Genomic DNA, 18,159 nt, shown 5'->3' on the forward strand with positions numbered 1-18,159 from the left:
TTTGCACGATGCCTGCGGCGTTGTAGGGATCTCATTAAATGAGACTGCCAATGGCGCAGCCAAATCCATCTATTACTCCCTCTATGCTCTGCAGCATAGGGGGCAAGAGGCTGCTGGCATCTCAGTGCATGATGGCAAATCCATTCGCACCCACCGGGCCATGGGCTTGGTCTCGGAGGTCTTCGACGATGCCCAGATCGCCCTTCTGCGCGGACATGTTGGCATCGGCCATGTCCGATATGCGACCAGCGGCCGATCCTGCATAGAGAACAGCCAACCTCTTTTAGTGAAATATAAGGACGGTGCCATAGCCACCGCCCATAATGGTAACCTGGTCAACTCCACACAGCTCAGAGAGCAGCTGGAGGAGGCAGGGGACATATTCTACTCCACCTCAGACACCGAAGTGATCGCTCACCTTTTTGTCAAAGAGCTCCTTCACTATGACCTGCCGGAAGCAGCCCGCGCCCTGATGAGAAAGATCGTGGGCTCTTATTCCCTGGTATTTCTCTGGGGGGACACTGTCCTTGCGCTACGCGATCCGCTGGGAATCAAACCCCTCTGCATCGGAGAGATCGATTCAGGGTTCATGGTGGCTTCGGAGAGCGTGGCCATAGATACACTAAACGGGAAGTTGGTAAGGGATGTCAAGCCAGGCGAGTTGATAGTGATAAGGAACGGCGAGATGAAGTCCTATCAACTGGCCCGTTCCACCCGGCCGGCTCATTGCATCTTCGAGTACATCTACTTTGCCCGGCCTGATAGCATTATGGATGGCCGCTTGATCTATGATGTGCGGGTGAACATCGGCTCCAACCTGGCTCGGGAGCATCCCGCCTGTGCGGACACCGTCACTCCCATCCCCGACTCAGGAATAACTTTGGCCGTGGGCTACCACCAGCATTCCGGCATAAGCTACCGGGAGTGCCTGATGAAAAATCGCTACATTGGCCGAACATTCATCATGCCCGATCAGAACATGAGGGAGACGGCGGTGCGCCTGAAGATGAACACCATCCGGCCGAACATCGAGGGGCATAAGCTTATCCTGGTAGACGACTCCATTGTACGCGGCACCACCAGCCGGAGGATAGTGAACATGGTCCGCAAGGCCGGAGCCCAGGAGGTGCACGTCCGCATAGGCAGCCCCCCCATCCTCGCCCCCTGCTATCTAGGAATAGACATGGCCAGCCGGGATGAGCTGATCGCCGCCCATAAGACGGTTGCAGGGGTGGAGGCGGTAATAGAAGCCGACTCACTGGGCTATGTAAGCCACGAGGGGCTGGTGGATGCAGTGGGCATACCCAAGGAGAACCTGTGCATGGGATGCCTGACCGGCCTGTACCCGGTCCCGATACCTGGAGAGAAGTGTCTGGCGGAGCAGACAAGGCTCTCGGAATATCTGGACTAGATACAAGGTATCTGGATTGGTGATCATCTTCTAGCTGAATTTCCTCTTTCGATTATTGGGAAAAAAGATCATGGCAAGAGGATGGATGGCTGCAGCAGCATCCTCTTGCATCGGATTACTTGATTCTAAATGGGTTAAATCAGCTACTCTGGCGGTTTTGGATGCTTCAGCATTGTGAAGGCTATCACTATTCCCAAAGCGGCCAGAAGGGCGACATAGGGGAATACGCCCACATAGCTTCCAGACATCTCCTTTATCGCTGCAGCCAGCTGTGGTCCTACGATGGCACCGATACCATATGCTAGGAAGACGACGCCGTAGTTCCTGGGATAGTCACAGGTGCCAAAGAAGCTTGCCGTTGCCGTGGGTGCTATGGCCAGCCAGCCTCCCAGACACATCCACAGAATGGCAAATGCCACAATGTAGATCGTGGTTGCACCAGGCACAGCCATCTGCCACATCATCAATGATGCCAGGCCGATCAGTACGAATGACACTATGGCAGCATTTCTGGGGGTGATCTTGTCCGTCAGCGTTCCAAATATAGGTCTGCCACCACCGTTGAATATGGCGAAGAATCCCACCAGCATGGAAGCCAGTCCAGATTCAATCAGGATTACCTCCTGGCCCACCGGTTTAGATATGCCTATGGCCATCAATCCTGCCACACATCCTATGAAGTAGCAGAGCCAGAGACCGTAAAATGTGGTGGACTTGAGCATCTGTTCGCGCTTGAACTCGCATGTCACTGCTGCGCCTGGTTTGGGCGCCGGAGGGTTCCAGCCCGCTGGTTTGTATCCTGCTGGCGGGAAGACCAATGGCATTGAGCAGAGGGTGATGATTATGATGAACGCAATTCCAAAGAACCGGAATGTGCTCATGACATCGAATGCCTCTATTAGGTATGTGGCGATATTGGCGGTGAAGAAAGCCGAAAAGCCGAATCCAAGCACAGTTAGGCCTACCGCGAGACCTCTTTTATCGGGGAACCATCTGGCTGATACTGCAACCGGACAGCCGTAGGCAATTCCCACCCCAAGGCCTCCGACGATGCCGTAAGTGGGGATGAGCATAGAGGTTGAGCTGGACATGGATGCCAGCAACCAGCCCAATCCGCATATGATTCCACCCAGCATAGCCATCTTGCGAGGCCCGTATTTTTCGATATACTTTCCGGAAAAGACCATGGCAACAGAGAATACAAACAGGAAGATTGAAAACGGCAATAGTACTTCGCTCGCTGATACAGTCTGACCCATTGCCGCGAAGTGAGCAGTCAGAGGATTGACGAAGACAGACCATGAATAAACGCTACCAAGGCATAACATGATTATGGTGCCTAGAATTACAAACAACCACCGCCCGCCGGGCGGGTCCTTCTGAACCATAATTTAATTCACCTCACTGAATACATCTAAATATCAATAATCATCAAACAATACTTTGAATGAATGTAATCATTGCAAATTTGTATATCACTTTGCACTCGTCCTCTTGCTTACCTCCTTATCCCCCTCATCACCCTCGAAGGATTATTCAATGGCTTTGAATCTATTTTGCCCCCCCCTATATTTAAAATTAGCGGCAATTGTCTGGATTATAGATTATAATATTGCACATATCGCAAAAATGGACAGCACTATTGACAATCGGATTCGATATGTATTCTAATGATCAGAATATGACGCACCTTCAGGAGACACTATATTAATCAATATCTACGATGACATATAGCTCCTTTTGCAATCGTCGTTAATGGCAATCTCTTTTAAGGTGAATGGTGAATATGCGAAAAGGTGGTAAATATGCTCAAGGCCAATTGCAGAACCTCATGGAATAGCACTGAGATCATGCCCCAGATACATTCCTCGTCCTATGTGGATGAGTCGGCGACGATCATAGGCGATGTGCGCGTCGGCAAAGATGTCTATATCGCTCCATCCGTATCCCTGCGGGCGGATGAAGCCAGCCCCATAATCATTGGTGATGAATGCAACATCCAGGATAGCGCCGTCTTTCACGGCCTCAAGGGAAGCTCCATCGAGCTGGGAGAGAATGTCTCCGTCGCCCATGGAGCGGTCATTCATGGGCCCATCAAGATGGGAGACGAGTGTTTTGTGGGCTTCAACTCCGTGGTTCACGCCTCAACCCTGGGAAAGAAATGCTTTGTCGGCCACCTGGCAGCAGTCATAGGCGTCACACTGGCGGAGGGCAGTTTTGTGCCCCACGGTAAAGTCGTCGATACTCAGGAGAAGGCGGATGCTCTTGGCCGCGTGCCGGAGAGCCTCAAGGACTTCAATGAGGAGGTGGTGGAGGTAAACTGCGAGTTCGCTAAAAGCTATGGCATTCGGAGGAAGTCCTGCGTGGGGCAGTGAGTTCCCCCTGAAAACCCAGAACTTTTTTTGCTTTATCATCCGGACAATAAATATATACATCCCTAGCTTAAGTCCCCATCAGAATTTAGGTGATTTATAATGGCCAAGATCAAAGCAGGCGTCTTAGGTGCCACCGGTGCCGTTGGACAGCGTTTCATAGAAGGACTGAAGAGCCATCCCTGGTTTGAGCTCACCAGCCTTGCCGCATCGGAGAGGAGCGCGGGCAAGAAGTACCGCGAGGCGGCAAAATGGCGTCTGGAGAGCGAGCTTCCCGATGACATAGCAGAGATGACGGTGGTCAATGTCGACCCGAGAGAGGTGGATGCCGATATAGTCTTCTCCGCTCTTCCCGCTGCCGATGCCATGTCCGTCGAGCCTGCCTTTGCTGCTGCTGGCTGTGCTGTGGCCAGCAATACCAGCTCATATCGCATGGTGGAGGATGTCCCCCTTCTCATACCGGAGTGCAACCACGAACATCTGGATATAATAAAGGTGCAAAGGGAGAAGAGGGGCTGGGAGGGATTCCTCACCACCAATCCCAACTGCACAACCATCATGTTCACCCTTCCTCTCAAGCCCCTGATGAAGTTCGGGATAGAGAGCGTGCATATGGCCTCCATGCAGGCGGTGAGCGGAGCAGGCTATGAGGGAGTGCCATCCATGGCGATACTGGGAAATGTCATTCCCTATATCGGCGGGGAGGAGGAGAAGTGTGAGACCGAGCCCCAGAAGATCCTGGGCCATTTTGACGGGGAGAGGATCATCAACGCCAACTTCTCCATAAGCGCAAGCTGCCATCGGGTTCCGGTGATGGACGGCCATACCGAGGCCCTCTGGGTGAAGATGAGAGATAACCCCACCCCAGAAGAGGTGAGACAGGCCATGCTGGACTTCGATCCGGGCCTCGATGATCTGCCCACATCGCCCAAGAAGGCGCTCATCGTCAAGGATGAGCCCGACCGGCCCCAGCCCAGGCTGGACCGCATGCGGGGCAACGGGATGTCCGTCTCCGTGGGTCGGATCCGCTCAGGAATCAGGTTCATCTGCATGGGCCACAATACCGTGCGCGGAGCAGCAGGGGCGAGCATACTCAATGCCGAGCTTCTGGTAAAGAAAGGACTGCTCTAAATTGGCGGCATTTGAAAAGCAGTATGCTCTGATCGAAACATGTTGATAATAGCCTGGGAGTTGACGGCCGCCTGCAATTTATCCTGTCGGTATTGCCGCGCTTCTGCCTCTCATGAGCCGGACCAGGGCGAGTTGGACACAGATGAGGCCAAAAGGTTCGTAGAGAGCATTGCTCCCCTGAAGCCGATGCTCATCCTCAGCGGGGGAGAGCCTCTGCTGCGGCCCGACCTATTTCAAATCATCAGGCTTGCCGTATCTCTTGGCATCCGGGTCTCATTGGCCAGCAACGGAACCCTGATAACCTCGGGGCTGGCAGAGGAGATTGCCGACTCCGGGGTATCACGGGTGAGCATTAGCCTGGATGGAGCGGACGCAGCAATGCACGACCATGGCCGGGGCCAGGGGAGCTTCGAGCGGTCGATTAGGGGGATAGAGAATCTCCGCGGCCGGGTCGACTTCCAGATCAACTTCACAGTCACCCAGAAGAACCAATCCGAGCTCATCCGGATCTTCGACTTGGCGGAGAAGCTGGGTGCAGCAGCGCTTCACATCTTCTTTCTGGTACCTACGGGCAGGGGAAGGGAGGAGGACGTCATCACTCCCGTGCGGCAGGAGGAGATGCTCCGCCAGATCGAGGGAGAGATGGATCGAAGGACATTGGAGGTGCAGGTCACCTGCGCTCCCCAGTACGCCCGCTTGAAGAAGCCGGGTCATGGAAGAGGAAGCGGAGGATGTCTTGCCGGAAGGAGGTTTGTATTCGTATCCCGCAAGGGTGAGGTCTATCCCTGCGGCTATCTTCCTCTCCGGGTCGGAAGCGTCAGGGAAAAGAATTTTATAGAGATATGGGAGAACTCTCCCGAGCTTCAAGCCCTGCGTGAGGGAAGGCTGAAGGGAAAATGCGGCCGGTGCGAATTTTCCCGAAGCTGCGGCGGCTGCCGGGCCCGGGCCTATGCCCTGACTGGGGATTATCTGCAGTCCGATCCTTCATGCCGCCTGGAGGCATAAGGATGGATGAGATCGATCTTCGGCTGCTTTCCCTGGTTCAGGTGGGATTCCCTCTGACTCCCAAACCCTTCGAGGATCTGGGAGGACTCTTAAGCCTTGAGGAGAAGGAGGTCATTGAAAGGCTGGACGGTCTGCAAAAAGAGGGGCTAGTGAGGAGGATCGGCCCCATCCTCGACCTGCGCAGGCTGGGACGGAGCGGAATTCTGGCCGCTCTTCAGGTTTCCCCAGAAGAAGCGGATGGTTTGGCTGAGTTCGTTAATCAGTACCAAGAAGTCTCTCATAACTACCTCCGGCCAAATGAGAGCGGCTACAATATGTGGTTTACCGTCTCAGCAACTGAGGAGCGCATTCAAGAGGTGCTGGAGGAGATCAGAAAAAGCACCGGGCGAAGGATGCTTGTTCTCCCCACGGGCAGGATATTTAAGATCGGAGTCAAATTCGATATAATGTGTGAAGAGGAGGAATAATGACAAAGCCAATACTGATGGACTTTTATGCAGACTGGTGCGGGCCGTGCAAGCAGCAGGGTCCCATCTTCGAGGCATTGGCCGAGAAGATGAAGGATGTGGCTGATTTCAAGAAGATCAATGTTGACCGGGAGGGAGACCTGGCCATGGAGAAGGGCATATTTGTGGTGCCCACATTGATACTGGAGAGAGATGGCGTAGAGATCAATAGATGGATGGGGCTCGCCTCTGAGAAGGAGCTGGCCGATGCCATCAACAAGTCCTTAGAGTAATATAAGATGCTGGACGGCTCTTCGCTGAATTATGTGGGTGAGGTCTGGCAGAGAATATAGCTTCTGTTCCTCTGCGTCTCTGTGGTTGGGTCAGTGCACCACGGTTCGCCACAGAGGCACAGAGACACAGAGAATCTCCAATTCAAATTTACCCATGCCAAATAGCGAGGAGCCTGCTAGATTTAGGAGACCTTCCCAGGGTCCCAGCTTAATTAGCATCGATATTATTTGAAAAAAGCGACATCTTCTAAGCTTAGGGAAGAGGAGGGACAAAGAGGATGCAGGAAGGCGGCAAATCGAAGGGCGGAATTGAGCCAGTCAGAAGGATCAACAGCCGCGGCAGCTGTGCGCCCCACCTCGCCATTCGCTTCGATACCCATCTATTCTCCATAGATACCAGCCGCGCTCCCAAGGCCTGCACCCAGCCGGATGCCTATCTCATCACCCATGCCCATAGCGATCACTATGGCAAGTCGGCCATGAACTCGCCAAGAGCGGTGGCTTCCGTCCAAACGGCCCGCGCTCTGGAGATTCGTTATGGCCGGGAGTACATGGGCCGAACCTTTGAGGTGGGCGAGAGCATCATGGTGGATGAGGTCAGGATTAACACCCATCCCACCGGCCACACCATAGGCTCCTCTGCCTTCTCCTGGCAGACGGAGACCGGGGAGAGGGTGCTGGTCACAGGGGATGTTAAGGACTACCATCACCTTCCTCGCTGCGACTATCTGGTCACCGAGGCCAACTATGGCGATCCCTATGATCCCTCCTGCATCTTCGAGGATGATCTGGCCGGATTTTATGAGGCTTTGGAGGAGGGGGCGAGCTTCGGGGCCTATGCCTTCGGCAAAGCCCAGAGAGCTGTGGCTCTGATGAGGGCCATGGGCTACAAGGATGAGATCGGCATGGACGAGAAGTGCCTGGCCCTGACACAGGAATTGATGAAGGAGGTGGCAGGACCCCTGACCCCGATTAACGGTAGCGGCTTTAATGTGGTCACACCCTGGAGCCTTTATCAGGTTCCGGGAAGAAATAAGTACTTTTTAACCGGGCGAAGGGATAGTCATTACCCCACCATCCAGCTCAGCGACCATCTGGACTTTCGGGGACTGATGAGGATGATAGAGCATATATCGCCCCGGAAGCTCCTGGTCTACCATCCGGCCAGCGAGAGGGCAAGCCTTTTGGCTCACTATCTGCAGCAATGCGGCATGGATACGACCTGTCTTGATCTGATCGAGGAGTATGTAAAGTGAGATCATAGGTATGAAAAGAATTGAATGAATTGCATTCATATTATCCATTCAATACATACTCCTGATTCCTAAACTTTTTAAAGCAAGCTGCTTATCCAGTTTCCCCGATTGTATATACAATTATTACCTACATCGATATCGTATATGACCCATGCCAGCAGCTGAATTGATTCGATGATAGGAGGCACTGGTGCAATAGCTTATGCTATAGGAAATGACGGCTCTTCGCTGAATTATGTGGATGGGCCCAGCAGAAATTATAGCCTCTGTCCCTCTGTGTTTCTGTGGTTGGGTCAGAGAATAGCGGTTCACCACAGAGGCGCAAAGATGCAACGAATTTGCGATTCAAGTTCACCTATACTGTATAGCGAGGAGCCAAAATGACTATGTGTTTATCTCCCCGATAATCATTCTATAGCTGTCGATTTTGGTCAATTGAGTGGTGCCATCCAACTTCATTTGCGAGAAGGAAAAACGACATCCTTGGCAGAAGTCATTTGAAATTGGATTTTTGGAACAGGCCATGCGAGAAATCATGAAATAGGTCTATTGATGCTAATTTGGAGAAGCTAAACACATACGAAAATGATAGCCCAAAGCATTTTTATATTCCTTGTACCCTGCAATAGCCAGCTGATTATGCTGCCAGAATATTACAGAACCTATTGGCCGTATCGTAATGCAGTACTGGCCAATTTTATTATTATTGCATAGCAAGGATGGAGTGGAGACTTTGGTGGGGGAGATCACAGCCATATTGCCTGCCTATAACGAGGAGGTATCAATAGGCAGCATCGTCCTGCGCACCCGCGAGTACGCTGACCGGGTGATAGTAGTAGATGATGGCAGTCTCGACCGAACCGCTGAGGTTGCAGCGCTGGCAGGCGCTCAAGTGCTGCGTCATGAAATGAACCTGGGAAAGGGAGCAGCACTCAAGACGGGCTTTTCTTTGCTCAATGGCGATGCGGTTATCGTCACCATCGACACCGACGGACAGCACGATCCGGCTGACATCCCTCGCCTGGTACGCCCCATATTAAGGGGAGAAGCGGATATGGTCAACGGCAGCCGTTATCTCAATGGCAATAAGAGAGATACGCCCATATACCGTCGAATGGGCCAGAAGGTTCTGGATGTGGCCACCAACATCGGCTGTGGCCTATCAGTAACCGATACCCAGAGCGGATTTCGGGCCTTTGCTGGCCCGACCAAGGGGATATTCCGTTTTGAACAGAAGGGGCTGGCAATAGAGAGCGAGATGCTGGCCGACGCTGCTTCTGCGGGCCTGCGCATAAAGGAGGTAGAAATCGGGGTGCGCTATGATGTGAATTGCTCCTCAGAGAACCCGGTGGTCCATGGACTCAGGGTACTGATCAATGTCTTGCAGGACATGCAGTTGCGAAAGCCTCTAATATGCTTCACTATTCCAGGATTGGTAATGGCGGCGGCAGGAATATTAATGGGGCTGGAATTCCTCCAAGCCTTTGCTCATGGAGGGAGCCTGCAATACGGCCTTGCTTTAATAATGATCTTGCTTGTGCTGCTGGGATCATTTCTCGCGCTCACAGGTATGGTTCTCCATATACTCTCGAGGGTTATGCACGAGTTTAAAAGAGAGCTCATGGCGCAGGGAAGGCAAAACAAGGAGGCGGACTAGCTAAGAGGATCACTATGGAGAGACAAATGAGAGGGCACGCCGGAGACGGGGACGAATTAGCCAGCATAATAATAGTCCTTTACAATAGCAGTCGCTATATTGAACCATGCATTGAATCTATCATGAGGCAGGACTATCCTCATGAGATCATTGCAGTCGATAATAATTCCAGAGATGATAGCTGCCAGATCCTGAAGGAAAAATACCCCCATGTCAGGCTGATCAAAAATCAGGAGAATGCTGGTTATGGGGCAGGAAATAATGAAGGAGTTAAATATGCATCTGGCAAATATATCGTCATTCTCAATCCTGATACCATTGTGGAAGAGAGATGGTTAAGAGAGCTCATCGAACCATTAAGAAATGAGGATAAACTCATCACCACTCCTAAAATCCTTACATATGACGGTGAGCTTATCAATACCTGTGGCGCCATCAATCATTTCTCAGGCTTAACTTTCACCAGAGGATTGGGATGTCCCATTGATATGCCATTCTGCAAAACGCGGGTTAGCGGATTCTCTGGTTGCTCTTTTGCAATTAGACGAGATCTCTACTTAAGCCTTGGCGGTTTTGATCAGAGATTCTTCATGTATAATGATGATGCTGATTTGTCGTGGAGAGCCAATTTAAACGGATTCAAAATACTATATATCCCTCAATCGACTGTCAAGCACGATTATACTCTGAAAATGTCACCTAAAAAACTATACCATTTAGAGAAAGGAAGATACACAATCCTGAGAAAATACCTCTCCACAGAGTGTTTGTTGCTGCTTGGTCCTTCTTTGCTGATCACAGAAATACTAACATTCGGCTTTGCCTCAAGACATGGCATAGCATATTTATATAATAAGATGCTTGCCATGTTGCATGGCTTAACGGATGAAATCACGCCTGTTAAAGGAAATTCTCACCTTCTGATTGGTTCATTAGATGATAGGATTCCGGATGATCAACTGACCACATACAAGCTGGATGTCTTTATCATAAGGTCAATTAATTTTATATATTCATTTAACTTTTCTTGTCTAAAGGCCATAAAGATGTCGTATCAAAAGCAGATCGAGAAGAGAGTGTTGCAGATATCTCATAGATTGCTGAATAATCCCGTTGATTGAATAAATTTGAATCATATGACTGAAGCACATATATGCTAAATCTGCCAATTGCCCTCAATGATTCGAGAATTAAGAAGTTATATCTGATCACATTCGCTATTTCCTGTTGCTATTTGCTCCTGCACTTCAATAGCTCGATTGATGGTTTTGCACCGCTTCAAGTAGGCGCAATAGATGAAACGGTTGACAGGGGAGTTCTGCTCGATGCATACAGAAATACCGTTCCTACATTTTATGTATTGGGTTCAGAGCTGGCAATGGTATTAAATGAAAATTGCCGCTTTTTATTATATTCCCCAGTTCAGCTCATACCCTATGCAGTGCTTTTTTTTGTTCTGATGCTAAAGATTTCCAACAGTTATTTTTTGGCTAGCTTGGTATCGATTGCTGAGTTGATGACTGGATTCACAGGGACCCAACGGATCTTCTTTTGGCCGCACGGTGTAGGAAATATATTATATTTTGCTCTACTAATATTATTCTTATTAACTTTTTATAATAAGGATAAATCCGGGTGGCAATATCACCTCATGACCGTATTGATAGGGATTTCCCTGGTGTTTACATCATATGATGTTATTTTCACATATCTTCTCTTTTTGTCTTCATATATAGTTTATACAATGTTATTTAATAATCCTGCATATTTAAATAGGTATAAACCTGATTATAGGCAGAGCCAATCGATAAAATTATTCACTTTGTTGATAATTATTGAGATGGGGCTCACAGAATTCGTCTACGATAATTTTATTTATGCTCTGAAATCACCCGAATCCTTCACTATGTCTGTGCTGGATAAGTTCTTATTAGCCTATTTTTCTACGAATATTAAAGATAACATTATAAGAGATATGTATATTCAATACCCAGGATCTATAAATTTCTATGGCTATATTAAGTATTTCATTCTTTTAGCATTCCTTGTTTTGTTTTTGATTAGTTTTATATATAATACAAATGTAAGGTATAAAAGAGAGACGGCATTTGTTATATCGATATTGTCCTCTATGCTGATTTGGGCAGCCATTCGCTTATTAATAGGTCATGTTGAAATCGGATTTTTTTATTACCCAGCCATATTCAGCATAGCCTGGCTGTATAGGAACGGAGGATCTTTTAAGAGATGGGCAACGATTGGCGTAGTTATATTATTGATCCTGAATCCCATCTATCACACCCTCATATATAATTCAAACCTATCTAATAAAGATATAGATAAGTTTGACTATATCAATATGCCTTTATCGTGGTGCAAAGAAGAGACAAATGGGGCCCAGACGAAAAGCGATGAGCTCACAAAAAATTTCTATCTTTTGGAATACAGATCTAATAACTTCCAGACCTTTGATGAGAATGACGTTGCATTCCTCCTGAACAGGAGAGAGCATAGTCCTAATGACCTTTTTGTTATAAACAGAGACTTAAATATATTGAATATAGGAAATTGGATTCAGATAAAACCCTGGAGAATCTCTGACGATATATTGAATGGAAATAAAAAAATAAATAAGGTTTTGAGTACGGACAAGATCTTCATTTACATGAAACGTTGATTCACACTATCTATGACTAGATAATTATATTTTAACATATTTGCGATCAATGACCCTGCATTTTTAGATTCCTGTATGCAAAAATGAACTTCATATCAGAAAGATCTGCATAGACTATAAATATAGCTATAAAGATAGCCGATTGAATCCGAATATATCACCATGATGCAGGGTGTCCTGAGTGCTAAATAGCTTGTATATAATGAATAGATTAGAGGCTGTAGAATGGATAATCATTGGAGCAGAAAAAAGGTATTAGTCACTGGAGCAGGTGGCTTTATAGGGAGCCATCTTATTGAGCGTCTTATAGATTTAGGCGCTGATGTAAAGGGCTTTGTAAGATACAATTCGAGGAACGATTGGGGATTGCTGGAGATAATCCCATCCCAAAAGCTCGATTCTCTGCAGATCATTTCAGGAGATCTTCAGGATTATGATGCGGTATTTAGCGCAGTTAGAGACGTAGATGTTATTTTTCATCTCGGATCGTTGATATCAATCCCTTACTCATATATTAGGCCCAGAGATACTATTGAAAATAACATATTAAGTACATTGAATATCCTCACGGCAGCGAGGGATTTGGGTGTGGAGAAGGTCGTCCATACATCCTCCAGCGAGGTCTACGGCACAGCCTTATATGTGCCCATCGACGAAAAGCATCCACTTCAGGGCCAGTCCCCCTATTCCGCCAGCAAGATAGGAGCGGATAAAATAGCGGAGAGCTTTTATTGCTCTTTTGATCTGCCTGTGGCAACGATCAGGCCCTTTAATACATACGGACCCAGGCAGTCTGCGAGAGCGATAATCCCCACGATCATAACTCAAGCTATTGAGCAAGAGAAGATAAAATTGGGATCCTTATTCCCTACACGGGATTATACATTCGTCAAAGACACCGTAAATGGATTTATCAGTACGGCTGAATCAAAAAGCTCCATTGGAGAGGTAATCAACATCGGTTCAAATTTTGAGATATCCATGGGGGACCTGGCCCAGAGAATCTCATCATTATTGAACAAAGATATTAAGATCGTGCAGGATTCGTCAAGAGTCCGACCTTTTAAAAGCGAGGTAAAGAGACTGTGGTGTGACAATGCAAAAGCCAAGAGATTGCTGGGGTGGGAACCGCAGGTCTCCTTAGATGAGGGCCTGAAGGAGACAATAGAATGGATTTCCGAGAATAAAAAAATGATCAAATTAGTAAAATGCTAGGAGATTAAATGAAGGCCGTGATCCTCGCGGGTGGGCTGGGCACGAGACTCAAGCCCTATACTACCGTTTTTCCCAAACCTCTCATGCCTATTGGAGAGTCACCCATTTTGGAGATAATCGTCAAGCAATTGAAAGCCAAAGGCTTCAATGAGATCACCCTGGCAGTTGGACATCTATCGGAATTGATTATGGCTTTTTTTAATAACGGCAGCAAATACGGGCTAAAGATAGAATATTCTAAAGAAGAGAAGAAACTTGGAACCGCCGGGGGGTTGGGCCTGTTAAAGAACAAGCTAGTGGATGATTTTCTGGTGATGAATGGTGATGTCCTGACAGGCCTGGATTTTTCTGAATTCCTGGAATTTCACAAAAAAACGGGATCCATAGCAACCATAGCGCTCAATAGAAGACACGTTGATATTGATTTCGGCGTGGTTGAGCTCGATGAGAACAGGACTCTCATTGGATATATCGAAAAGCCAAAGATCGATTATCTGGTAAGCATGGGCGTTTACGCATTTAATGAAAGCATTCTCGAATATATACCGTCACACGAATATTTGGATATCCCAGATTTGATGAAGAGATTGCTCTCCGAAGGGGAGAAGGTCAATGGTTTTATCCATGATGGATACTGGCTGGATATCGGAAGGCCAGATGATTACATTAAAGCTAATGAAGATATACAGAAAATATATCGCCAGCTGGGAGTCAGCATAGATGAGACTTAGCGAAAAGCGAGTGATAATCACTGGCGCTAATGGATTCGTGGGCAGGCATCTGGTCAATGCGCTCCGCGAAATAGACTCATCAGTCACATTGCTTAAGGATATCAATGGAAATAGCTTAGACATTAGGAAAAAGAATCTCATCAAAAGCAGTTTAGATTATTTAAGCGATGTAGATGTCATCTATCATCTAGCAGCGATAGCTTCGGTAAACTCATCATATGAGAATCCCCACGATACCTATGAGACAAATGTTCTGGGTACTTTAAATATATTGGAGCTTTGCCGATTATATGATATAAATAAAATTGTTTATGCAAGTTCTTATGTTTATGGGAAGCCGCATTATCTGCCCATCGACGAAAATCACATGACGAATCCAACCAATCCATATTCGAGAAGCAAGTTGATTGGCGAAGAACTCTGCAAATCATATCATGATGATTTTGGAATAGAATGTATAGTTCTCAGGCCGTTCAATATCTATGGGCCCGGTCAAAGATCCGATTTTCTGATCCCAATGATTATATCCTGCATTAAAAGCGGAGAAGTTATCGTGAGAGACCCAGAACCCAAAAGGGATTTCATTTACATTACCGACATGATCGATGCCTATATCAGAGCAGGCGAATACGAAGGCGATTTTGATATATTTAATATCGGATATGGGGAGAGCTATAGCGTTAAGGAGATAATTGAAAAAATTATAAAGCTACATGGATCAGAGACCAGGGTAATTTACCGAGGAGAAAGGCGCAGAAACGAGATAATGGACTGCTATTCGAGCACCAAAAAGGCTAAAGATATCCTTGGCTGGAGCCCCCACATTAATATAGATGAGGGCTTGAGACTGATGATAAATAGCCTGAATCCATGCTGAAGATTCGCGTCCGATCTTCAAGAGACAACTTCATAAGACGAGCTGATGAAAATAGCAATTAATGGTAGAGGATCTATGAAGATAGCGATTGTATGCTCTCATGGAGGACATCTCACTCAAATGCTATATCTGATGGATGCATTTAAAGGTAACGATATTATAATTATTACCTATGACTCCAAGAGAACGCAAGAGTTGGATTATAAAAAATATTTAGTGAAAAATATAGGCTATAATCCTGTGAGGATGCTCACGGCAGCAATTACATTTCTCAGAGTATTTTCAAGATACAGGCCCGATCTTATAATCAGCAATGGATCTGAGATAGCCATCCCTGCATTATACATTGGGAGACTACTGGGCGCGAAAATCATATTCATAGAGAGCTGGGCAAGGGTGAATAATCCTTCCCTCACCGGCAGGCTTGTATATCCTATTGCGGATCATTTTTTGGTTCAATGGCCGCAGTTGATTTCCAAATATGGAAAGAAAGCGGTATTTGAGGGGGCTTTAATATGATCTTCGTGACCGTTGGCATGCATAATCAGGGTTTCGACAGACTAATAGAAAAATGCGACCTTCTTGCAGGACAAATCGAGGATAAAATGATAATACAAAAGGGATCTACCAGTTACTGCCCGCGAAATGCCGAATACTTCGACTTTGCCAGCAATGAAGAATTCCTGAAGCTCATAAGACAATCCTCCACAGTAATAACCCATGATGGTGCAGGCTCTATTCTCAACTGCCTCCTGAATAAAAAAAGGACTATTGTCGTGCCAAGATTGAAGGAGTATAATGAATGCAGATATGACAATAAATTGGATTTGGCTTTGGAATTGCATAAGATGAAAAAGATACATCTGGTAACAGATCTTGCTTTGCTTACTCCAGAGTTAATTAGAGACGCAAAAGCTGCAAATAGCGACCAATTTGAGAATACTTTGCTTATTAATATTAAAAAATACATAACAAAATAACGTTGTGGGTAATACGGTTATTGACATGAAAAAATCTATATAAAAAATAATTTGCGAGCATATAATTACACATTCATTGACATGATGTGTTTATGGTTAGATCAAAAAAAATGCCCAGCATCTTTATGGATAACGAAACAAGGTAGATAACGAGGGTTAAATCGATGTCAAACCGAAAAAGCCTCCTGGCAATTACCCCTACCTACAACTATTTTGTCAAAGATCAGATAGAGTCCATATCCAGTGATTTTAAATCGATTGATGTCTTCGTATACCATAATCCAATCACTGAGATATCAAATTATTTGCCCATTCACGAGTTGAGCCTCTTTACAAAAAAGTCCCTAATAGAGTATTCTGGCAAGCCAGAGAATGTGTCGGTATCAACAGTTCCGACCTTTTTTATCCCCATTGATTATCAATACCGCCATTTAGGAGAGAAGCATTATCGAAAGATTTTAAATATGATTGTCCAGAAGAAGCGGGAGCCCGACCTTATTCATTCTCATTTCGTATGGACATCGGGCTATGTGGGAGCCAGGCTAAAGGAAAGATACCATATACCACTGATCATCTCAGGATACGGATATGACCTATATGATCTACCATTCAAGAATCCTCAATGGAGAGAGAGAATCCGGGGCATATTGAACGATTCTGATTGCATAATCACCGTCAGCAACCGCCTCGCGGATTATATTAGGAAACTAGATGTAAATACACCGGTAGAGATCTTGCCAACAGGATATGATGGCAAACGCTTCTATCCCCGCGATCAGCAGGCATGCAGAAGAACATTAAGACTGCCTGAGAAAAAAAGGATAATCCTGACCATTGGAAGCCTGGTAAAGGTTAAGGGGCACATAGACCTCATCCATGCCATCAGTGAGCTTGAAGGAAGATCAAAAGACATTTTATGTATAATCTTAGGAGAGGGAAATCTCAGAAATGAACTGCAGAAGGAGATAAAAAAATGTGGCCTCGAAGAGGTCATAAAGCTCGTTGGAAGGAAGCCCAGAGAGGAGCTCCCTCTGTGGATAAATGCCTGTGACATATTTGTGCTGCCAAGCTTGAACGAGGGAAACCCTACGGTGATGTTTGAGGCTCTGGCCTGCGGCATACCTTTTGTTAGCACCGATGTGGGCGGGGTCTCAGATATCATCACATCAAAAGAGTATGGCCTCATATGCGAGTGCAATGATTGCATGGATTTATGCAATAAAATGCTCGATGCGCTGAATATAAAATGGAATAGAGATGCAATCCAAAGCCATGCACTGCAATATGAATGGGACAGCCAGAGACAGAACCTGCTTGAAATTTATAAAAAATTCATGTGATCAGCTGAATTGCAGTCATGCAATAATATAAGAGCCATTTGGATTTAGTTAGAGGATTCTGAGGACGATTATGTGTGGAATCAATGGTTTTAACTGGAAAGACGAATATATAATAGAAAAAATGAACTCCAGTTTGCGGCATAGGGGTCCAGATGATGAAGGAATTTATGTCGATGAAGAGGTTTCATTAGGGCACTTGCGCCTGTCCATCATCGACCTATCCGAAAATGGCCATCAACCGATGTCTGATCGTCAAGATAAATTTTTTATAATATATAACGGAGAGGTTTATAATTTTCAGGCTCTTAGAGAGGAGCTGGAATTACTGGGATATTCATTTAAATCCAATACGGATACAGAGGTCATATTATATTCCTATATGCAATGGAAAGAGCGATGTCTGGAAAAGTTCAATGGAATGTTTGCCTTTGCAGTATACGATTCTGAAAGCAAGAGACTTTTTTTGGCGAGAGATCGTATGGGAATTAAGCCGCTATATTATTATTTCGATGAAAAAAACGAAGTTTTTTTGTTTTCTTCGGAGATTCCACCCCTGCTGGAACACAAGATCGATATCGAACCGAACAAAAAGTTGATAAAAGATTATTTACTTTATAATGTATCGGATCACACTGACGAGACTTTCTTTGGCGGGATAAAGAAGATTCCCAAAGGCTGCTATGCCACCTTTGATCTCATGCGATGTGAGTTAGAGATAAAAGAGTGGTATAATATAAAATATAATGAGAGATTCGCAGGCACATACGA

General features: G+C 46.4%; 18 protein-coding genes. 17 read left to right on the forward strand and 1 reads right to left on the reverse strand.

What is annotated here, in order from left to right; translation table 11 throughout:
- Window position 1: 1 nt before the first annotated feature.
- Entirely contained in the window at window positions 2–1,411 is a 1,410-nt protein-coding gene (gene purF, locus BP727_RS04145) for an amidophosphoribosyltransferase (protein WP_013718973.1), read from the forward strand.
- A gap of 143 nt (window positions 1,412–1,554) precedes the next feature.
- Here purF and BP727_RS04150 read toward each other — a convergent pair whose 3' ends face one another.
- Window positions 1,555–2,799: an L-lactate MFS transporter gene (locus BP727_RS04150; RefSeq protein ID WP_013718974.1), complete on the reverse strand. Its 1,245-nt coding sequence runs from the start codon at window positions 2,797–2,799 to the stop codon at window positions 1,555–1,557.
- 417 nt (window positions 2,800–3,216) lie between these two features.
- On the opposite strand from BP727_RS04150, the gene BP727_RS04155 reads away from it, so the two are divergent.
- The 16 genes from BP727_RS04155 to BP727_RS04230 all read left to right on the forward strand — a co-directional run.
- Window positions 3,217–3,786: a DapH/DapD/GlmU-related protein gene (locus BP727_RS04155; RefSeq protein WP_273277937.1), complete on the forward strand. Its 570-nt coding sequence runs from the start codon at window positions 3,217–3,219 to the stop codon at window positions 3,784–3,786.
- A gap of 99 nt (window positions 3,787–3,885) precedes the next feature.
- Window positions 3,886–4,914, forward strand: coding sequence for an aspartate-semialdehyde dehydrogenase (gene asd / locus BP727_RS04160; RefSeq protein WP_013718976.1), 1,029 nt, complete (start codon window positions 3,886–3,888; stop codon window positions 4,912–4,914).
- Window positions 4,915–4,953: 39 nt separating this feature from the next.
- A complete protein-coding gene (locus BP727_RS04165) occupies window positions 4,954–5,919 on the forward strand; it encodes a radical SAM/SPASM domain-containing protein (protein ID WP_273270959.1) in 966 nt (321 codons plus the stop codon).
- A gap of 2 nt (window positions 5,920–5,921) precedes the next feature.
- Window positions 5,922–6,386, forward strand: a complete 465-nt coding sequence (locus BP727_RS04170) for an Lrp/AsnC family transcriptional regulator (protein ID WP_013718978.1) — start codon at window positions 5,922–5,924, stop codon at window positions 6,384–6,386.
- A complete protein-coding gene (locus BP727_RS04175; protein WP_013718979.1) occupies window positions 6,386–6,658 on the forward strand; it encodes a thioredoxin family protein in 273 nt (90 codons plus the stop codon). Before BP727_RS04170 ends, BP727_RS04175 begins: the two co-directional genes overlap by 1 nt.
- Before the next feature lie 278 nt (window positions 6,659–6,936).
- Window positions 6,937–7,914 (forward strand): MBL fold metallo-hydrolase, encoded by a 978-nt coding sequence (locus BP727_RS04180; protein ID WP_273277938.1) that lies wholly within the window; start codon window positions 6,937–6,939, stop codon window positions 7,912–7,914.
- Between the two features lie 706 nt (window positions 7,915–8,620).
- On the forward strand, window positions 8,621–9,571 hold the full coding sequence (locus BP727_RS04185; protein ID WP_286857548.1) for a glycosyltransferase family 2 protein: 951 nt from the start codon (window positions 8,621–8,623) through the stop codon (window positions 9,569–9,571).
- 14 nt (window positions 9,572–9,585) lie between these two features.
- Window positions 9,586–10,692 carry a glycosyltransferase family 2 protein gene (locus tag BP727_RS04190; protein ID WP_286857550.1) on the forward strand — a complete coding sequence of 369 codons (1,107 nt, stop codon included), beginning with the start codon at window positions 9,586–9,588 and terminating at the stop codon, window positions 10,690–10,692.
- 32 nt (window positions 10,693–10,724) lie between these two features.
- Window positions 10,725–12,248, forward strand: a complete 1,524-nt coding sequence (locus BP727_RS04195) for a hypothetical protein (RefSeq protein WP_286857552.1) — start codon at window positions 10,725–10,727, stop codon at window positions 12,246–12,248.
- A gap of 225 nt (window positions 12,249–12,473) precedes the next feature.
- Window positions 12,474–13,463, forward strand: a complete 990-nt coding sequence (locus BP727_RS04200; RefSeq protein ID WP_286857554.1) for a GDP-mannose 4,6-dehydratase — start codon at window positions 12,474–12,476, stop codon at window positions 13,461–13,463.
- 8 nt (window positions 13,464–13,471) lie between these two features.
- Window positions 13,472–14,194 (forward strand): nucleotidyltransferase family protein, encoded by a 723-nt coding sequence (locus BP727_RS04205; RefSeq protein WP_273277943.1) that lies wholly within the window; start codon window positions 13,472–13,474, stop codon window positions 14,192–14,194.
- Complete coding sequence (locus tag BP727_RS04210; protein ID WP_273277944.1) at window positions 14,184–15,071, forward strand: NAD-dependent epimerase/dehydratase family protein; 888 nt, start codon at window positions 14,184–14,186, stop codon at window positions 15,069–15,071. The genes BP727_RS04205 and BP727_RS04210 overlap by 11 nt, the downstream gene beginning before the upstream one ends.
- A gap of 75 nt (window positions 15,072–15,146) precedes the next feature.
- Window positions 15,147–15,590, forward strand: coding sequence for a PssD/Cps14F family polysaccharide biosynthesis glycosyltransferase (gene pssD / locus BP727_RS04215; protein ID WP_013718987.1), 444 nt, complete (start codon window positions 15,147–15,149; stop codon window positions 15,588–15,590).
- A 5-nt stretch (window positions 15,591–15,595) separates the two neighbouring features.
- Window positions 15,596–16,051 (forward strand): glycosyltransferase, encoded by a 456-nt coding sequence (locus tag BP727_RS04220; RefSeq protein WP_276619915.1) that lies wholly within the window; start codon window positions 15,596–15,598, stop codon window positions 16,049–16,051.
- A 164-nt stretch (window positions 16,052–16,215) separates the two neighbouring features.
- Entirely contained in the window at window positions 16,216–17,391 is a 1,176-nt protein-coding gene (locus BP727_RS04225; protein WP_273270947.1) for a glycosyltransferase, read from the forward strand.
- Window positions 17,392–17,461: 70 nt separating this feature from the next.
- On the forward strand, window positions 17,462–18,159 hold a 698-nt coding region (locus BP727_RS04230; RefSeq protein WP_394339396.1), incomplete at its 3' end, for an asparagine synthetase B family protein.

Source organism: Methanosaeta sp. UBA356, assembly GCF_002496465.1.
Lineage (GTDB): Archaea > Halobacteriota > Methanosarcinia > Methanotrichales > Methanotrichaceae > Methanothrix > Methanothrix soehngenii.

Coding starts and splice junctions, on each gene's coding strand:
- BP727_RS04180 (WP_273277938.1), top strand. CDS start 6,937: ATGCAGGAAGGCGGCAAATCGAAGGGCGGAATTGAGCCAGTCAGAAGG.
- BP727_RS04205 (WP_273277943.1), top strand. CDS start 13,472: ATGAAGGCCGTGATCCTCGCGGGTGGGCTGGGCACGAGACTCAAGCCC.
- BP727_RS04175 (WP_013718979.1), top strand. CDS start 6,386: ATGACAAAGCCAATACTGATGGACTTTTATGCAGACTGGTGCGGGCCG.
- BP727_RS04210 (WP_273277944.1), top strand. CDS start 14,184: ATGAGACTTAGCGAAAAGCGAGTGATAATCACTGGCGCTAATGGATTC.
- pssD (WP_013718987.1), top strand. CDS start 15,147: ATGAAGATAGCGATTGTATGCTCTCATGGAGGACATCTCACTCAAATG.
- BP727_RS04190 (WP_286857550.1), top strand. CDS start 9,586: ATGGAGAGACAAATGAGAGGGCACGCCGGAGACGGGGACGAATTAGCC.
- BP727_RS04155 (WP_273277937.1), top strand. CDS start 3,217: ATGCTCAAGGCCAATTGCAGAACCTCATGGAATAGCACTGAGATCATG.
- BP727_RS04170 (WP_013718978.1), top strand. CDS start 5,922: ATGGATGAGATCGATCTTCGGCTGCTTTCCCTGGTTCAGGTGGGATTC.
- BP727_RS04165 (WP_273270959.1), top strand. CDS start 4,954: ATGTTGATAATAGCCTGGGAGTTGACGGCCGCCTGCAATTTATCCTGT.
- asd (WP_013718976.1), top strand. CDS start 3,886: ATGGCCAAGATCAAAGCAGGCGTCTTAGGTGCCACCGGTGCCGTTGGA.
- BP727_RS04225 (WP_273270947.1), top strand. CDS start 16,216: ATGTCAAACCGAAAAAGCCTCCTGGCAATTACCCCTACCTACAACTAT.
- BP727_RS04150 (WP_013718974.1), bottom strand. CDS start 2,799: ATGGTTCAGAAGGACCCGCCCGGCGGGCGGTGGTTGTTTGTAATTCTA.
- BP727_RS04195 (WP_286857552.1), top strand. CDS start 10,725: ATGCTAAATCTGCCAATTGCCCTCAATGATTCGAGAATTAAGAAGTTA.
- BP727_RS04200 (WP_286857554.1), top strand. CDS start 12,474: ATGGATAATCATTGGAGCAGAAAAAAGGTATTAGTCACTGGAGCAGGT.